Genomic DNA, 16,454 nt, shown 5'->3' with positions numbered 1-16,454 from the left:
TGGAGTAATAATGCCAAACAAATTGAACAAGTAAATATATTGCAAGAATCGGAAAGTAATAATTGATAAAACGCTTAACGCCGTTATAGTCAATACATTCGCTAGAAAATAATAAATATATAAGGATAGGTATCACAAATATACTATTGGTCGTTTTTAGGCCTAATGATATGAAATGCCATTTGGGAATTGTGATTATAAGTAAAATACCAATTATTGTCCACATGCTAGTAATAAAGTCAAAAGGTAATTTCTTCTTTTCAACTACAGTAAAATGAAATAACTTTATTAGAGAGGTTCCTACAATGATAATATTTCCAAACTGCCGACTATATGGTGTAAAATTCAATATTACGCCTAAAAACAATAATGAATCAGTGTGCCGAATCATCAAATATGAAACTACTGGAACAATTAACAAACCAAATAGTAGACCGCTAATAATGTGCTCTTGCAAAGAATACAATATGACTATCATTGTACAAACTGAAACTATCAATATTTGAACAATACTAGCAATAAAATACCTGTCGTCAAAGATATTTCTTGTATAATATTTTTGTAATCGATTATTTTGCATTTGAATATTAGCTATTTTTAATCCTTAACGAAATAACGAGAAAAGGTTATTGATTTTATCTGTATTGCTTTTATTTGAGATAAAATACATCAACCAACTTTTCATCAAAATCATAGCTATTGCTGAAATAACGCCCATTAAGAAACCAACAATAAGGATATATGATCTCTTCGGCCAGCTCTTTTTATACGGCGGCGCAGCCCTTTCCAAAAATTGTATTTTGGGTGTATCCTTGGCTTCCATTATCTTGGCCTGCTCCAACTGCTGGACCAGCAATCCATAGACCTCCTGGTGGATCTTCACATCCCTCATCCTGCGGCCTAGTTCCATCCCAATATCCGGGGCGCTGGCAAAGGGCACAAACAGGTTCTTGTTCTTGCTTCCCTTCATCAACTCATTCAACTGCTGTTCGGCCTTGTTTATCTGGTTTTCCAAACTCATGATCTGGGGGTTTTCGGCCGTGCCGTATGATTTCATGGCCTCCATCTCTATCCTCTGACCGACTATCTTGCCCTCCAAGGCCGCTGACATCTCAATCACTGCCTTCATCTCATCATTCAACGAAACGGTACGGAAACGCTTTTGGAAGACATTCAGTGAGTCCTCCAGCTTTTTTAACAATACTTCTTCCTGGTCCAGTCTTTTCTCTATGAACTCCCGTGCCTTGCGGCCCTGGTTCATGGTTAAATTGGTGTAAACCCGGTCCAATGCTGTGCCGTAGCAGTTGGCAATCTCTGCCGCCTTGTTCTTGTCTTTATCTTCCACCGTAATAGTGATGAATCTCTCGTCTCCCACTTTTATGGCGGTGGATTTGGAAAGTTTTAAACTTACATTGTACATAGCCTTTTGGGGATCCTTGGCGAAGACCTTATCCTTCTTGTAATGCTCCACCAGACCACACTCGTCAATGACAATTCCAGCTATGGTGCCGCTTTTAAGCATATAGGCAAAAATGTCGGAGGGCGTGACCATGCCCGGCATAAAGCCTACCCCTCCGATCTCCGGGTCGCTGGTAAAGCTTCCCTTCAAGGCCAGGCTCATCAAATTGACACCCTGGTTCACCGGGGGCATCAGGATAGCCGTGGCCTTGTATTTTAGCGGGATCACCAGGCTTAAGCCAGCCGCAAAAACGGTGAATGCCAGGGTAATGTAAATGATCTTCTTGCGTTCCTTCACCAGCAGGTAAAGCAGATCATAAAAGCTGTTTATCATGATATATAGGTCTCCAAAAGTTTTAATTTTCCTCTGTGCCCGAGTTTACCCTGAGTTTATCGAAGGGTGCGTTTTGTGGCTAAAGTTACTTTGTTACTGACCAAACGATAAAGAACATGGTCAACAGCTGCCCGGTCACAGAGATGTAATCCCGCCAGCCCTTGATCTGCATCTCCCCCACTATCACCACGTCGCCCGGCTCCACCGGGGTGGATTCCTTGGCACTCAGTGACCTTCCGCCCCAGCGGTTAATCCTTATATTGCTGGTGCTGGCCCTGTCTCCGTAGCCCCCGGCCATTCCCAGGTAGTAACTTATCACCGTTCCCGGTTCAAACACAAAGGTTCCGCCCTTCTGCACCTGGCCCACCACCGTCACCGTGGTCGGAGCGGTGGGCACTGTCACCACGTCGCCTTCCTTCAGCAGAACATTCATGGCCTGATCGTTGTCTATCACCAGCTTGGTATAACTGATGCTGGCCACTTCCCCGGGCCGGGCGATGTTCTCGATCTTGATGTCCTCCTTGGTGGCCACCGGGGTAAAGCCCCCGGCCATGGTTATCACATCCATCAGCCTTTCGCCCGGCTTTACCTCGTAGCTTCCGGGCTTCCAGACCTGGCCGGCCACCCGCACTGCGTTCTGGACCACCGGAATGAATATGATGTCCCCATCCTCCACCTTGGGGTTCTCCGATTGCTGGTTGAAGGCCAGATAGCTGTAAAGGTCCAGCGTGTCAATAGCCTGGCCATGCCTGGTCAGGACGATGGTCCGCAAAGAACCCTGTTCGCTGGCGCCTCCGGCCATGGCAAAGGCGGTGGAAACCCTCTCATAGGGAGGTACCGCGTAAATTCCGGGATTCTTTACCTGCCCCAGCACCTGTACCTTGATGACCGGCTTCTCCTTGGTTTCCACCGGCATCATCTGCTGGCCAATGGCCTGGGGTACGCCGCTCAAGAGCAAAGCCAGGGCAAGTGCTGCCGCCTTCTGTAATGATCTTCCCATTGATTTCCTCCCAAAATAAAGATCCGGATGCCCGATATTTTAGGCGTCCGGATCTTTGATACCTTACTGTTGCCGTTGAAATGTGACTAAGGTATAAAAACAGGGCGCTTGTTTAGTTATAAAGCCAAGGCTAAAAAACAAAACAACCAATGGCTGTTCGGCCGAAAATCTTCTGTTTTTTAGAAACCTCAAACTTTAATGGCGCCCTAATTTAGCTCCTTGCTGGATTATTATCGTTTTTTCAGATAACTAATTTTACCTCAAATACTTTGATTTGTCAAGACATTAAACCGATGAATTACAAAGGGTAAGCCTAAAACCGATCATGGATTATTGTTTCCGCCCGATCTTCACTATTTTGGGGCTTTTTATTCCCTTGGTGGCGTTCCTGGTATCCACCACCAATTTGGAATTCTTCACTATCATCTTCAGATCATATTCGGAATGGTTGGTGGTGATCAGGACGCAATCCACCGACCTTAACAGTTTCTGGGTCAATGGAACCGAAGTTAAAGAGATCCCGTGCTCCGAAAATTTTGGCACCCAGGGATCATTGTATATCAGCGACTTTACCTTGGGCCGCAAAAGCTCTATCACTTTGATGGCCGGGCTGCTGCGGGTGTCGTCAATGTCCTTTTTAAAGGCCACGCCCAGCACCAGCACCTTGGACCGGGAGGCCGCCAGTCCTATGTCGGAAAGGGCGCTGATCACCTTGTCCACCACGTGGTAGGGCATGTTTTCGTTGGTCTCGGCCGCCAGCTCTATGAAATCGGTATGAAAGTCGTATTCCTTGGCCTTCCAGGCCAGGTAATAGGGATCGATGGGAATGCAGTGGCCGCCCAGGCCGGGGCCGGGGTAGAACGGCATGTAGCCGTAGGGTTTGGTGGCCGCGGCGTCCACCACCTCCCAGATGTCCACCCCCTCCATCCTCTCGCACAGGCAGGCCAGCTCGTTCACCAGGGCTATGTTGACGCTGCGGAAGATGTTCTCCAGCAGCTTGGTCATCTCGGCGGCCGAGGGCGAGGAGACCATCACCACCTGGTCGATGATCTGCCGGTAAAGCAGGCCGGCCAGCTCCCCGCATCTGGGGGTCAGCCCCCCCACCACGGTGGGGGTGTTGGCGATGCCGAATTTCTTGTTGCCGGGATCTATCCGCTCCGGAGAAAAGGCCAGGTAAAAATCCTTCCCGGCCTTCAAACAGGTCTTCTCCAAGATAGGCTTGACCACTTTGGTGGTGGTCTCGGGGTAGGTGGTGCTGATCAGCACCACCAGCATCTCCCTGTGCAGGTATTGGGCAATATCCTTAGTTGCTGAAATTATATAACTGATGTCTGGGTCCTTGGTGGCGGTAAAGGGGGTGGGGACGCAGATCAACACCGCATCGCAACGTTTAAGCGCCTGGTAATCCCCGGTGGCCTTGAGCTTTTTCGTGCTGACCAGTTTTTTCAGCACCTGGTCGTCCACGTCGGCGATGTAATTCTTGCCGGAGTTGATGGAGGATACCTTCTTCTGGTCAACGTCAATACCGACCACGTTAAAGCCTACCCGGCCGAACTCAACAGCCAACGGCAGGCCCACATATCCCAGGCCGATCACGCCCACTGTGGCCTTATGCCCTTCGATCTTGGTCTTCAGGTCCATTACCTTAAAGCCTTTCGTAAAGATTTCCCTTTTCAATGACGCCCTAACTGGTTCGGTAACCCTTGATCCGGCAGCCCTATCACTTGGCATCAGCCAGCCGCTGACCATACCATTTACGGTAATATTCTTTGTACTCGCCGCTCTTCAGCTTCCGCCACCACCATTCATTGTCCCGGTACCAATCGACCGTCAGCTTGAGCGCCTGTTCAAAATTGTGGCCCGGCTTCCAGCCCAGGGACTTCAGTTTGGATGAGTCAATGCAATAGCGCCGGTCGTGCCCCGGCCGGTCGGCTACGTATTTTATCAGGCTGGTCGGCTTGCCCAGCAATTCCAGCATCCGGGTCGCCATGACAATGTTGGGGGTTTCGCTGTCCGGCCCGCAGTTGTATGCTTGGCCCACCTCGCCTTTCAGCAGCACCGTCTCGATCCCCTCCACATGGTCCATCACATACTGGTACTGGCGCACCTGTTTGCCATCGCCGTACATCGGAAGGGGCTGATCGTCTATGGCGTTGGTGCAGAAAAGCGGCACCGCGTTCTCCGGGTACTGGCGCGGCCCGATGTTGTTGGCCCCGCGGGTGATCGTTACCGGGGTGCCGTAGGTCGTGAAGTAGGCAAATACCAGCAGTTCGGCGCCGGCCTTGCTGGCGGCATACGGGCTGCGCGCTTCAAAGGGATCTTTTTCCTTTGAGGCCCCGGTCATCACCTGGCCGTAGACCTCGTCGGTTGAAACGTGGTGAAACCGCTCCAGCTTGTATTTGTTGACCGCCTCCAGCAGCACATAGGTGCCGTAAACATCGGTCTTGATGAAGGCATCGGGGTCCATTATGGACCGGTCGACGTGGGTCTCGGCCGCGAAATTTGCAATTACGTCGATCTTGTGTTTTTCAATCGTTTCGCCCACCGCCTGAGCATCGCAGATGTCAGCTTTGACAAAGGCATAGCGGGAATTTTTCTCGGCCTGCTTGAGGTTGTCCATATTGCCGCGATAGTTCAACTTGTCGTATACCACGATGCGGCATTCCGGATACTTGGCCAGCATATGATCCACAAAATGGCTGCCGATGAAACCGGCCCCGCCGGTGACCATAATTGTTTTATTCATTTTATTTCAATTTGCTGTTTATTTGCCCTGAGCCGCCGGGTTGAGCTGTTAGGCTGAGTTTATCGAAGCCCTGTCGAAGTCCTGTCGAAGGGTCGTTTTCCGTTCCAAACATCAGTTCCCTGTCATCCATTCCCAATGCTCTGTTCCCTTGTCCCATTAGATCAGCCGTCCTTGCGCTCCCACTGGTAGGGAATGTCACTGCTGTGGGGATCCAGCCGGTACTCGTCGGGCTGGCTGTAGTTGTAGGGTTCGGTGGGGCAGTTGATGACAAAGGCCTCGTTTTCCGAGATGCACTTCCAGCCGTGATAGACGCCTTTGGGGACCTGCACCAGCAGGGGATTGTGCTCGCCCAGGAAAAATTCGCTGACCTCGCCTTTGGTGGCCGAGCTCTCCCGGCCGTCATACAGCACCAGCTTCAGCATCCCTTTGACGCAGACGATGTTGTCGGCCTGAAGCTTGTGATAATGCCAGCCCTTGACCACTCCTGGATAGGTGGTGCTTAAGTAGACCTGGCCGAATTTGGTGAAGAGATCATCATCGCAACGGAGCATCTCCATCAGGCGTCCCCGCTCGTCGGGGATGACCTTGAGTTTCTTGACTTTTACTCCCTCTATCATCTAGCACCTCATATTTTTAAGTTTAGTCTCGCTTCCGCCAGTAATCCAACAGGCTCTCCAGGGTATCTTTAAGCAGGAACGAAGGTCTCCACCCGGTTTCGGCCTTTAGCTTGGAATGATCGCCCCACAGCAGAGGAACATCAGCCGGCCTCAGCAATGATGGGTCGGTCTCGGTCTTTATGGATACCGTGCTCATCTTCAGCATAAGCTTCAGGGCCTCCTCCATGGAGACCGCCTGGCCGGAGCTGACGTTGTAAATCTCTCCCGGGCGCCCCTTTTTGGCCAGCAGCCGGTAGGCCTGGACCACATCACGGACATCGGAGATGTCGCGCCGGGCCGAAAGGTTGCCGACCGTGATCACCGGCTCCCGCCTGCCTTTTTCGATCCCGGCTATCTGCCGGGCAAAGGAAGGCAGGGCAAAAGTTTCCGGCTGGCCGGGCCCGGTGTGGGGAAACGGCCGGACCACAACCGTTTCCAGTCCATAGGTCCGGAAATATTGCAGACAGGTTATCTCCTGAAACACCTTGCTGGAAGCATAGGGGCTGATGGGATTATAGGGCTCCGTTTCGGAGAGCGGCTTATCACCGGCCGTCGGACCGTACACCTCACAGGAACTGATCAGCACCAGGCGGCATTTTTCCCTTAAACCCCTTACAACCTCCAGCAGGTTCACCGTGCCGATCAGGTTCACTTCAAATGTAAGCTGGGGATTTTTAAAGGAAAGGGCCGGCGAACTCTGGGCGGCCAGGTGAAAAATGGCCTGGGGACGGAAGTCTTTTAAAGCTTTGTCTATCTGTTCTGGCCGGCGGAGATCAACCTGATATAGCTTGTATTTCTCGGTCAGGTCGGAAGCGGCCTGGGCATCGATATAACTCCCCCCCACCTGGTGTCCGTTATCTAAAAGATTTTGGGCCAGGTAGTGGCCGACGAATCCCTCTATGCCGGTGATGAAGAACTTCACTTGCCCAGTTTTTTGTAATATTCCAGGTCGTGGTCCACCATCATCTTCACCAATTGTTCAAAGGATACCTCCAGCTTCCAGTCCAGTTTCTTCTGGGCCTTGGCCGGGTCGCCCAGCAGCAGGTCCACCTCGGCCGGCCGGACGAACTTGGGATCTATCTTGACGTATTTCTTGTAATCCAGCCCCAGGTGGTCGAAGGCGATCTGGCAGAAATCCTTCACCGAATGGGTGCGGCCGGTGGCTATCACGTAATCATCCGGCTGGGTCTGCTGCAGCATCAGCCACATGGCCCTTACATAGTCCCCGGCAAATCCCCAGTCGCGCTTGGCGTCCAGGTTGCCCAGCCGCAACTCATCGGCCAGCCCCAGCTTGATCCGGGCCGCGTGGTCGGTGATCTTCTTGGTGACGAACTCCTTGCCCCGGCGCGGCGACTCGTGGTTGAACAGGATGCCGGAGCAGGCGAAGATGTCGTAGGATTCCCGGTAGTTGATGGTGATCCAGTGCCCGTAGACCTTGGCCACCCCGTAGGGGCTGCGGGGATGGAACGGCGTCAGCTCGGTCTGGGGGGTCTCCCGCACCTTGCCGAACATCTCGGAGCTGGAAGCCTGATAGAACTTGATCTTGGGGTTGACCAGCCGGACCGCCTCCAGCATCCTGGTGACCCCCAGGGCGGTGAATTCCCCGGTCAGCACCGGCTGGTCCCAGGAAGTGGGGACGAAGCTTTGGGCGGCCAGGTTGTAGATCTCGTCGGGCTGGGACTCTTTGATGGCGGTGATCAGCGACAACTGGTCCAGCAGGTCGGCCTGGTGGAAAATGATCTTGTCTTTGATGTGCTCTATCCGGTCAAAGCTTTCGGTGGAGGCCCGCCGCACCATTCCGTGGACCTGGTAGCCCTTGGCTAAAAGAAAATCGGCCAGGTACGATCCGTCCTGCCCGGTGATGCCGGTGATCAATGCTTTCATATATTTTTCCCTATAAAGTTTGTTTATTCTGAACAGCCAGACGTATATGGAAGGGCCGGGAAATGTTTTCAACAAACTCCACAACAGTCAACCTATCTCTTGGAGGTCATACATAAATTATTCTGAGGGACCATTTCTAAGGCCATTTACGGCTGGTTTACTTGAAAAACATATCTTTTAATCTTCGGCGTCCTGTTGTGGACTTATAGAATTTTTCTTTTCCCATAGCTTCCTTAAGCGTATCAAACGACTCAATATGAACTATTTTATATGGCCGATACGGTCGCGACGCTTTAACTCTGCCTGCGTTATGCAATGCTAAACGTTTTCTAACATCGTCGGTAACGCCAGTATAAGTCCTTGTTCCATCTTCATTCAGCAGGACATATACATAATACATTATATTACCTAACTGGCGGATCCGCCTCGCCACTCCAAAATTGTAGTCCCAATTTTGGAGTGGCAGGCGAGATCTCGCCATTTTTCGCAAAGCGAAAAATGGCGGAGAGACTGGGATTTGAACCCAGGATACCTTGCGGTATACACGCTTTCCAGACGTGCTCCTTCGACCACTCGGACATCTCTCCGTTTTTTCTAAAATGACCTGTAAAAGCCGGAACCTTGGTATGCAAAGGGAAAGGCAAAAAAGAGTTATTGGGAATCTTAGCGACTTTGGCGTCACTTCGACTAAGCTCAGTGCATCGCTTGGCGGATTAAAAAAACAATTCGCGTTTAAAAATCTGTCTTGCCGGTAAAGTTGAACTTGTCTATTTTCAAGGCTGGAACCAGTGTCCCCGCAGCAAAGCGGTGCCCGTAGCCTCCGCCTTCGGTGACCAGAGTGGTCTGGCGGGAAACGGCCGAAACATTGGATAGGGCCTTCAGCACGCTTTCGGTGAAACGCAGGTTCTTCACCGGTTTGGTGATCTTTCCGTTCTCTATCAGAAAGGTTCCGTCCCTGGTCATTCCGGTTATGGAGACCTGCATGGGATCTATCAGGTTGCAGTAATGGAAGCGGGTGATGTACACCCCCCGTTCGGTGGAGGCGATCATCTTTTCCAGGGAGGAGTCCCCGCCCTTCATTTCCAGATTGCCTGCCATCGGATAGTATGCCGGGGCCGGCAGGGCATGCCCGGTGTTCTTCTGCTTGGCCTTGTGGGCGGTGAATGAGTCATAGACCACATTACGGGCCACGCCTTTTTCGATCAGGGTCACCTTTTGCTTGGGCACGCCTTCAAAATCGAAGGGAAAGGCAAAGCCGTGGTTATTGCGGGGATCATCGACTATGGTGACCTTTGGGCTGACGATCTTTTTCCCCATGTTCAGACCCATGAAACTGCGCCCCTCCTGGACCGCCATGGCCGAGAAGCCGGTGTAATTGAGAAATTCCAGCAGGGTGATCGCAGCCATGTCCTCCATCACCACCGGATAGACCCCTGGTTTGAGCTCCGTCGGATGCTGGCTCTCCACCGCCTTTTTGACCGCGCTCTCGGCGATCTGTTTGATGTTGATCTTGGCCACGTCCCGGGAGGCCCCCTGGCCGTACCCGGAGCCGGTTTCGGTCATCACCACGGTATTGATGTTGGCGTCGCTGGCACAGTTGTACTGCATTATCCCCAGCGAATTGGCGACGCCCAGCTCCGCCACCCCGGTGGAAAAGGCCCCGTAGGCCTTGGCCCCGAATTTGTTGGCCCGGTCGCAGATCACCTTTACCGCCAAGGCCCTCTCCCGGGCCGTGTATTTTTCGGTGCGGGGAACCAGCAGGTTCCAGTTCCCGGTCTTCGCCTTTACCGGGGACGGCAGGGAGACAAAATCGGGATTCTCCTTCTGGATGGAGGCTATCTGGCAGGCCTGGCTGACGGTCCGTTTGATGGCCTCGGGGGTCAGGATGTTGGTGGAGGCCACCCCTATCTTTTTGCCGATCACCGCCCGGATGGAAAGCAGGACATTGCTCTCGGACACGTTCTGGTGGATATATGAGTTGGCGAAACGGGTCAGGCGGGAGTCCTCCGCCATGATCACCGCCTCCAGCTGATCGGCCCGGGAAGCGGACAAGGCCAGCCTTAAGTATCCCTTGATTTTACCTTCGCCGTACATTTTGGTTTCTCCGCAAAATAGATTTTAATTATAGCAGTATTTAAATGGCGCGTCAAGATGTTTTGCAACTAAAAGCCCCAAATAAATGACCGGACGGCAAGTTTACAATATTACCATTTGTATCTGACGGTGTAGCTTAGGACGGTTTCCCCGTCTTTGGCCACCGGGACTTTGAATTCCACGGTCTGGGCGTCCCTTTTTTTGAATTCGTGGGTCTTGGACCTGATATCCCAGTCCCCGGAAAGGTGCTCCACCACGATGATCTCGACCCCTTCATTCTTGTGGTTGCGCAGTTTGACCTCCACCGACTGCTCCTGGGTCCTTTCGTTGATCCGCTTGTATTCCCTGGGAGTACGCTCTCCCACTATGTCAAAGGCGCTGCCCAAAGTGATCCGCACCTTCTCGTCCTTGGGGGTGTGCTCGATCCGGTCCTCGCCCACGAACTGCTGGCTTTGGCCGTCGTCCTTTTTATAGACCCTTATCTTTCCGGCCGGCAGGGGCATCCCCAGCCCGGATCCTTTTTCGTTCTTGAACTCCAGCTGGACCGCTACCTTTTTGCCGCTGCCGGCCCCGTCATAGGTGAAAAGTTTTTTGCAGTCGGCCCTGGTGTTGGGGAAAAGGGATATCTGCTTGACCTCGTTATTGGCCACGGTGGCTTTGCGCTGCAGGGTGTAAAGATGATATTCGAAAAAACTCTCTTCTTCAAACTGCGGAGAGGCCGACTGGAGATCGGCCTTGGCCGAGGGATAGCGCCGTTGCGGCCCTTGGGCCCGGTTGACGTCCCCCGCCACCAGCTTAAGCCTGGCCTGCTGAAAAGACGCTCCGGAGTTGTTCTCCAGCGAGACCCAGGCTCCCAGGTCCAGCGTCTTCTCATCCTCCGCCAGCAGCGCCACATATTCGGCGTGCCAGGAGATCCCGGCGGTCAGGTATGAAATCCGGCACTTTTGGGAGGCCGGGCCCTGGTTGTCCACCAGCCACATCAGGGTGGGCCTGGTGATCAGGCCCTGGGGCAGGTTGGGGAACTCAAAGTTCTGGAGGTTATCGGTCAGCCTCAGGGTGATGATGTTGCCGCCGGTGTTCAATACGATGCCGGCCCCGTCGTAGGCCAAAAGTTTTCCTTCATAGACCTTGCCCCCGGCTCCATAGGCCTTGATATTCTGGTCTATGTAACGCTCCAGCAGCTTGGCGGCCCCCACCAGGTCATACTGGTAATTCTGCTCCAGTACCGCCACCTTGTCGGGATCGGACAAAGACTGGAAAAAGACCGAGGTCGCGTCGATCTGGGATGGGACATCTGTGATCTTGATCTCAGAAGTCCCTTTTTTCAGGCTCAGCTGCCGGACCTCGCTTACCAACCCAAGATTGTTGTTGTATACGGTCAGGCTTATCTCCCTGTCATCCTGGCCCGCAGCGGCCGATGAAGCCAGCACAAATATTGGCAGAATGATCCTCAGGATATTCTTCATGGCGTTAACCTCCCGTGGTTTATTGGCGTTTCTGTGGCTGTTCAAGTATATTTCAAATTGGCCTTGCAGTCAAGCAAATAAAGACTTCTTCAGCCGGCCACTTAAGCTTGATTTTCTTGACTTATCTCCGGAAAACTGCTAAAATTAGCACTTATATTTAGGCGGCCCCTCGCCAGCCAGGCAAGGAGCTCGCCTCGGGACAAGGAAGTACAAATATAAAAGCAAGGCGGCTTAGCCAAGTGGTAAGGCGACGGTCTGCAAAACCGTTATTCAGCGGTTCGAACCCGCTAGCCGCCTCCAGTTAAACACATAGGTATCCTACCCGCCTGAGGCGGCCATAAGAAATTCTAACTCGCTTTGCTCCTAAGATTTTCTAATGCCGGGGTGGCGGAACTGGCAGACGCAAGGGACTTAAAATCCCTCGATCTACAGATCGTGTCGGTTCGACTCCGACCCTCGGCACCAGCCATCAAGTTCAGCCCCTTCCCGATAAACCGGGAAGGGGCTGTTTGTTTAATTGTTGTTAAGTTGGGCCATTTCCCCCATAAAAAATCCCTCCCCAAATAGGGAGGGATTCGCTTGATCTTTATGGAGCGGGCGAAGGGATTTAAACCCTCGACGTCCACCTTGGCAAGGTGGCACTCTATCACTGAGCTACGCCCGCATTGTTGGTAATTATACTCAAAGAAACAAAATATGTCAAGATTATAAAACGATTATTTTAACGGACCAGACGGTACTGCAGCCGCACCCCGCTGTTGTCCAGGTTCGTGATCTCATCCACCCCTTTCACCAGCAGGTCGAACAGGGTGGGCTTTTTTTTGCGCTCCCGGAAGATCTTCGGTTTTTCTTTTAATCCGGCCATCCCGGCCGCCAGGGTAATGGCATCCTCCAGCGTTCCCATCTTGTCCACCAGCCGCAGGGCCAGGGCCTGGCGCCCGCTGAACACCCGGCCGTCGGCGAAGGATCTGACCGAGTCGGGGGAAAGCTGCCGGCCCTCGGCCACGGCCTCTATGAACTGGCCGTGAACGTCGTCAATCATGCTTTGGAGCAGTGCCCTTTCCTCCGGCGTCATCTGGCGGAATGGGGAGCCCAGATCCTTGTTCTGGCCGGCCTTCAGCACTTCGAATTTCAGCCCCACTTTTTTGATCAGTTCCTCGGCCACCATGAATTCCATGATCACCCCGATGGAACCGGTCAGGGTGCCGGGATTGGCCACTATCGAATCGCAGGCGCAGGCTATGTAATATCCGCCCGAGGCCGCCACCTCGCCCATGGAGCAGACCACCGGTTTGACGGACCTGGCGTTCTTGACGGCCTGGTAGATCTCCTGGGAAGCCGCCACCCCGCCCCCCGGGCTCTGGACCCTCAGCACTATGGCCTTGATGGCGCTGTTGTCCCGGTATTTTTTTATGAGGTTGACCGTCTCATCCGGGGAAACTATGGCCCCGTTCACTTCCACGATCCCCACGTATTTCCCGTAGCTGACCTCCATCCCGCCGCTCTGGGAGAATGATGACCAGACGATGGCCGCCATGGTCAGCCCGAACAGCAGCACTCCTGCCGCGATCAGGACTATGAAGAATATTTTTTTACCCGAGGCCATGATCCCTCCTTAATTTTCCGGGGTTTTATTTGGGAGACATTTTACCGATCTCAGCCAGCAGTCTTTCGATCATCATATTTTCGGCAACCGTTTCCACTACCTTCCCCTTTTTGAACAGCAGCCCCTTCCCGTTGCTGCCGCCAGCGATCCCTAGATCGGCCTGGCGGGCCTCGCCCGGCCCGTTGACGGCGCATCCCATCACTGCGATCTTCAACGGGGTTATGATGTTCTTGATCTTTCTCTCCACCTGGCCGGCGATCCTGGCCACATCTATCCTGGCCCGGCCGCAGGTGGGACAGGCCAGCACCACCGGCCCAAAACTTCCCAGGTCCAGGGACTGCAGGATTATCCGGGCCGCCTCCACTTCCTTCACCGGATCGCCGGAAAGCGAGACCCGGATGGTATCCCCGATGCCCTGTGACAGGAGCGATCCTATCCCCACCGCCGAGCGGATGGCCCCGGCATAGGCCGTGCCGGCCTCAGTGATCCCCAGATGCAGGGGATATTTGGATCTTCGGGACATTATACGATAAGCCTCGATGGTCATTGGCACTTCCGAGCCCTTGAGCGAGATCACAATATCGGTAAAGTCCAGGTCTTCCAGTATCAAAATATGCCTCAAAGCGCTTTCCACCAGCCCGGCGGCGGTGGGCCGGCCGTGCCTGGCCAGGATGTCCTTTTCCAGCGACCCGGCATTGACCCCGATCCTGATGGGAACGCCCCTCCGGGCGGCGGCCCTGACCACCTGTTTGATCTTGTCCCGGGAGCCGATGTTGCCGGGATTTATCCGCAGCTTGTCGACCCCGGCCTCCAGGGCCAGCAATGCCAGGCGGTGGTCAAAATGAATGTCGGCCACCAGCGGCAGTTTGGTCCCCTGCCGGATCTGTTTTAAGGCCCGGGCTGCTTCCTGATCGGGCACGGCCAGGCGGATGATCTGACAGCCTGCCTTCTCCAGCCGTTTGATCTGGGCCAGGGTGGATTTATGGTCGGCGGTTCCGGTTGTGGTCATGGACTGGATGGCGACCTGATTGGTCCCACCGATCGAGATCCCGCCGATCTTGACCGTTTTGGTCCTGGCCCTGGGCCAGTGCCGGTTTATGGGATTTTTGCTCATGGATGAATTATATCCGTTGAACGGCTCGTTTTCAACCTAAATATTTTGATGCAGTAGCATTTCTTTTAAAAAAAGATGGCAGCCTGAACAAGCTGCCATCTTTGAGGAACAAAATAATGGTTTATTTCTTTTCCAGGGCTTTGGCTTTCTTGGCGGCATCTTCGGCCTCGGCCTTGCGTCCCATTTTAACATATACCTGGGAAAGACTTCCCCAGTACTCGACCGACTCTGGCTTTAGGGTTACCAGGGTTTTGTATGCATCCAGCGCTTTCTGATAATCCTTCACCTTTTCGGACAAGTATCCCACAAACACCCAAGCCTCCAGGTCCTTGTTGTCGATCTTCACCACTTTGTCAAAATTTTCGGCGGCCTTCGTGTAATCCTTGGCACTATAATAAGCTTGCCCCAGGTTATACCAGGCATTCTTGTTGTTGGGGTCTATCACCGATGAAGCGGTAAAAGCCTGAACGGCTTCCTGGTATTTTCCTATTTGCAGGTAAGCATTACCCAATAAATAGACACTTAAAAAATCATCTTTCTTTAATGCCACGGCTTGATTAAACGCTTCTGCAGCTTCCGCGTACATTTTTTTCTGGAGATATATTTTCCCCAGTTCCAGGTATCCCTCAAAATCATCCTTCTTCAGGCCGTTATATTTTTGATAATATTTTATGGCCTCATCCAAATTCCCCGTCTGAGAAATATTCCTGGCTATTGTTAAATTAAGCTTGACATTGTTGGGATCCATTTTGAGGGCCTTTTCAAACATCTTCTTTGCCTCTTCGGGCTTGCCGCTAAGGCTGTGGTATGAGCCATAAAGAGCGTAATTATCCGCCTTATCCGGGGCAAAGTCAACGGCCTGATTCAGGTACTTCAGGACATTGTCGGAATAGGCCTTGACTGACTCCGGAGCCACTGTCGCCATCTGCTTTAGGTTTTTCTGGGCACTGTTAATGAGCAATGCCCATTCGTAATCCCGGGCTTTAATTAGTGAGTCTTTCTTGTCCGGCCAGTTCTTGATGGCCATTTCATAGGCCGGGCCGGCTTCTTTGAACTGACGGGTGGTGACATAACATTGAGCCAGTAAAGCATAATACTGTCCGTTGCCCGGGGTTTGGGCGAGGCCGTCATGAAGCACCCTGATGGCGCCTTCATAATCATTCTGCTGGATGTGAACCAGGGCCCCACTGATCACGGCGTCGCAGCCCATCAGCATGAAACTCATACCCGCTATCGCCACTATCAAGGCGGCCAGGGAAAACCACTGTTTCCTCATTGTCGGATTCCTTTAAATTTATGGAATAATTGGTTGATTTTCATTGATGTGAAGATTAATTTTAACTCCAAATAACCCCAATGTCAAGCAAAAGATTGGCCCCTTAATGTTTTAAGGACCCGGGCCAGGTCAGCCGGCGTATCCACCGCCTGCGGGCGGTAACCGGTTTTTATGATTTTGATCTTTACCCCGTATTCTAACGCCCGTAATTGTTCCAGTTTCTCGGCTTTTTCCATAGCAGACTGTGGCCAGGATATCATTTTGAAAAGGATTTCACGGCGGTAGGCGTAAATGCCGATATGTTTCAGGTAGGTTGAGATCCGGAAGGCGCTTCCCCTGCTTCCGGGGATGACAGACCGGGAAAAGTACATGGCATTCCCCCGTTCATCCGCCACCACCTTTGTGGTATTGGCGCTTAGCAGGTCATTTTGATCATTAAAACTTCCAGCCAGCGTGGCCATTTCAATGTTTTTGTCGCCCGACATGGCTTTGACTAAAAGGTCAATGGCTTTGGGATCTATCAGTGGTTCATCGCCCTGAATGTTGATGATCGTTCCGAATTTTGAGTTTCGGGTTTCGATTTTAGTCAAGGCCTCGGCTATCCGGTCGGTGCCCGAGCGGTGCTTTTTCAAGGTCATCACCGCCAGCCCGCCGAAACCCAAAACGCAGTCGCGGATCCTTTTGTCATCGGTGGCCACCAGTATCTGATCCAGGTGCTTCGCCTTAAGACAGCGCTGGTATACATGCCAGATCATGGGCCGTCCCCGGATATCCGCCAGCGGTTTGCCGGGGAACCTGGTGGAGCCGAATCTGGCCGGAA

14 protein-coding genes and 4 tRNA genes are annotated in these 16,454 nt (G+C 52.6%); 2 read left to right on the top strand and 16 right to left on the bottom strand.

The annotated features are described in order from the left end of the window. From Q7U71_05220 to Q7U71_05170, 11 genes are all read right to left on the bottom strand, one after another. Positions 1–478 (bottom strand): hypothetical protein (locus Q7U71_05220; GenBank protein MDO9391156.1); only part of this gene is annotated, 478 nt, incomplete at its 3' end. A 126-nt stretch (positions 479–604) separates the two neighbouring features. Further along, the gene (locus tag Q7U71_05215) at positions 605–1,792 is read right to left on the bottom strand and encodes a GNVR domain-containing protein (protein MDO9391155.1); all 1,188 of its coding nucleotides are present in this window, start codon (positions 1,790–1,792) and stop codon (positions 605–607) included. 85 nt (positions 1,793–1,877) lie between these two features. Next, a complete protein-coding gene (locus tag Q7U71_05210) occupies positions 1,878–2,792 on the bottom strand; it encodes an SLBB domain-containing protein (protein MDO9391154.1) in 915 nt (304 codons plus the stop codon). A gap of 330 nt (positions 2,793–3,122) precedes the next feature. After that, on the bottom strand, positions 3,123–4,433 hold the full coding sequence (locus Q7U71_05205; protein ID MDO9391153.1) for a nucleotide sugar dehydrogenase: 1,311 nt from the start codon (positions 4,431–4,433) through the stop codon (positions 3,123–3,125). 79 nt (positions 4,434–4,512) lie between these two features. Continuing rightward, positions 4,513–5,538, bottom strand: coding sequence for a dTDP-glucose 4,6-dehydratase (gene rfbB, locus Q7U71_05200; protein MDO9391152.1), 1,026 nt, complete (start codon positions 5,536–5,538; stop codon positions 4,513–4,515). Between the two features lie 161 nt (positions 5,539–5,699). Next, positions 5,700–6,155 (bottom strand): dTDP-4-dehydrorhamnose 3,5-epimerase family protein, encoded by a 456-nt coding sequence (locus Q7U71_05195; GenBank protein MDO9391151.1) that lies wholly within the window; start codon positions 6,153–6,155, stop codon positions 5,700–5,702. Positions 6,156–6,177: 22 nt separating this feature from the next. Further along, positions 6,178–7,116 carry a GDP-mannose 4,6-dehydratase gene (locus Q7U71_05190; GenBank protein ID MDO9391150.1) on the bottom strand — a complete coding sequence of 313 codons (939 nt, stop codon included), beginning with the start codon at positions 7,114–7,116 and terminating at the stop codon, positions 6,178–6,180. Continuing rightward, the gene (gene gmd / locus Q7U71_05185) at positions 7,113–8,078 is read right to left on the bottom strand and encodes a GDP-mannose 4,6-dehydratase (protein MDO9391149.1); all 966 of its coding nucleotides are present in this window, start codon (positions 8,076–8,078) and stop codon (positions 7,113–7,115) included. The genes Q7U71_05190 and gmd overlap by 4 nt, the downstream gene beginning before the upstream one ends. 499 nt (positions 8,079–8,577) lie before the next feature. Then, positions 8,578–8,665 (bottom strand) — tRNA-Ser (locus Q7U71_05180). A 145-nt stretch (positions 8,666–8,810) separates the two neighbouring features. Then, the gene (locus tag Q7U71_05175) at positions 8,811–10,172 is read right to left on the bottom strand and encodes a TldD/PmbA family protein (GenBank protein ID MDO9391148.1); all 1,362 of its coding nucleotides are present in this window, start codon (positions 10,170–10,172) and stop codon (positions 8,811–8,813) included. 110 nt (positions 10,173–10,282) lie between these two features. Then, entirely contained in the window at positions 10,283–11,638 is a 1,356-nt protein-coding gene (locus tag Q7U71_05170; protein ID MDO9391147.1) for a DUF4139 domain-containing protein, read from the bottom strand. A gap of 225 nt (positions 11,639–11,863) precedes the next feature. Between Q7U71_05170 and Q7U71_05165 the strand changes: the two genes are divergently transcribed. Beyond that, positions 11,864–11,938: transfer RNA gene (locus Q7U71_05165), tRNA-Cys, on the top strand. Positions 11,939–12,016: 78 nt separating this feature from the next. Continuing rightward, positions 12,017–12,103: transfer RNA gene (locus Q7U71_05160), tRNA-Leu, on the top strand. Positions 12,104–12,227: 124 nt separating this feature from the next. Here Q7U71_05160 and Q7U71_05155 read toward each other — a convergent pair. The 5 genes from Q7U71_05155 to kdsB form a co-directional block, all read right to left on the bottom strand. Then, positions 12,228–12,302, bottom strand: a tRNA-Gly gene (locus Q7U71_05155). 57 nt (positions 12,303–12,359) lie between these two features. Further along, complete coding sequence (sppA, locus tag Q7U71_05150; GenBank protein ID MDO9391146.1) at positions 12,360–13,244, bottom strand: signal peptide peptidase SppA; 885 nt, start codon at positions 13,242–13,244, stop codon at positions 12,360–12,362. 25 nt (positions 13,245–13,269) lie between these two features. After that, positions 13,270–14,358 (bottom strand): flavodoxin-dependent (E)-4-hydroxy-3-methylbut-2-enyl-diphosphate synthase, encoded by a 1,089-nt coding sequence (gene ispG, locus Q7U71_05145; protein ID MDO9391145.1) that lies wholly within the window; start codon positions 14,356–14,358, stop codon positions 13,270–13,272. Positions 14,359–14,479: 121 nt separating this feature from the next. Next, entirely contained in the window at positions 14,480–15,634 is a 1,155-nt protein-coding gene (locus Q7U71_05140) for a tetratricopeptide repeat protein (protein MDO9391144.1), read from the bottom strand. Between the two features lie 83 nt (positions 15,635–15,717). Next, positions 15,718–16,454: 3-deoxy-manno-octulosonate cytidylyltransferase (gene kdsB, locus Q7U71_05135; protein ID MDO9391143.1), on the bottom strand; the 737-nt coding region annotated here is incomplete at its 5' end.

It is taken from the genome of bacterium, from assembly GCA_030655055.1.
GTDB lineage: Bacteria > Edwardsbacteria > AC1 > AC1 > EtOH8 > UBA5202.
The sequence above is the reverse complement of the archived record's forward strand: the minus strand, read 5'-3'. Positions and strand labels throughout refer to the sequence as shown.

What these genes read in the sequence shown, in the direction of transcription:
- Q7U71_05195 (MDO9391151.1), bottom strand. Translation starts at nt 6,155, where the DNA reads ATGATAGAGGGAGTAAAAGTCAAGAAACTCAAGGTCATCCCCGACGAG.
- Q7U71_05205 (MDO9391153.1), bottom strand. Translation starts at nt 4,433, where the DNA reads ATGGACCTGAAGACCAAGATCGAAGGGCATAAGGCCACAGTGGGCGTG.
- ispG (MDO9391145.1), bottom strand. Translation starts at nt 14,358, where the DNA reads ATGAGCAAAAATCCCATAAACCGGCACTGGCCCAGGGCCAGGACCAAA.
- rfbB (MDO9391152.1), bottom strand. Translation starts at nt 5,538, where the DNA reads ATGAATAAAACAATTATGGTCACCGGCGGGGCCGGTTTCATCGGCAGC.
- Q7U71_05175 (MDO9391148.1), bottom strand. Translation starts at nt 10,172, where the DNA reads ATGTACGGCGAAGGTAAAATCAAGGGATACTTAAGGCTGGCCTTGTCC.
- Q7U71_05215 (MDO9391155.1), bottom strand. Translation starts at nt 1,792, where the DNA reads ATGATAAACAGCTTTTATGATCTGCTTTACCTGCTGGTGAAGGAACGC.
- Q7U71_05210 (MDO9391154.1), bottom strand. Translation starts at nt 2,792, where the DNA reads ATGGGAAGATCATTACAGAAGGCGGCAGCACTTGCCCTGGCTTTGCTC.
- Q7U71_05170 (MDO9391147.1), bottom strand. Translation starts at nt 11,638, where the DNA reads ATGAAGAATATCCTGAGGATCATTCTGCCAATATTTGTGCTGGCTTCA.
- gmd (MDO9391149.1), bottom strand. Translation starts at nt 8,078, where the DNA reads ATGAAAGCATTGATCACCGGCATCACCGGGCAGGACGGATCGTACCTG.
- sppA (MDO9391146.1), bottom strand. Translation starts at nt 13,244, where the DNA reads ATGGCCTCGGGTAAAAAAATATTCTTCATAGTCCTGATCGCGGCAGGA.
- Q7U71_05140 (MDO9391144.1), bottom strand. Translation starts at nt 15,634, where the DNA reads ATGAGGAAACAGTGGTTTTCCCTGGCCGCCTTGATAGTGGCGATAGCG.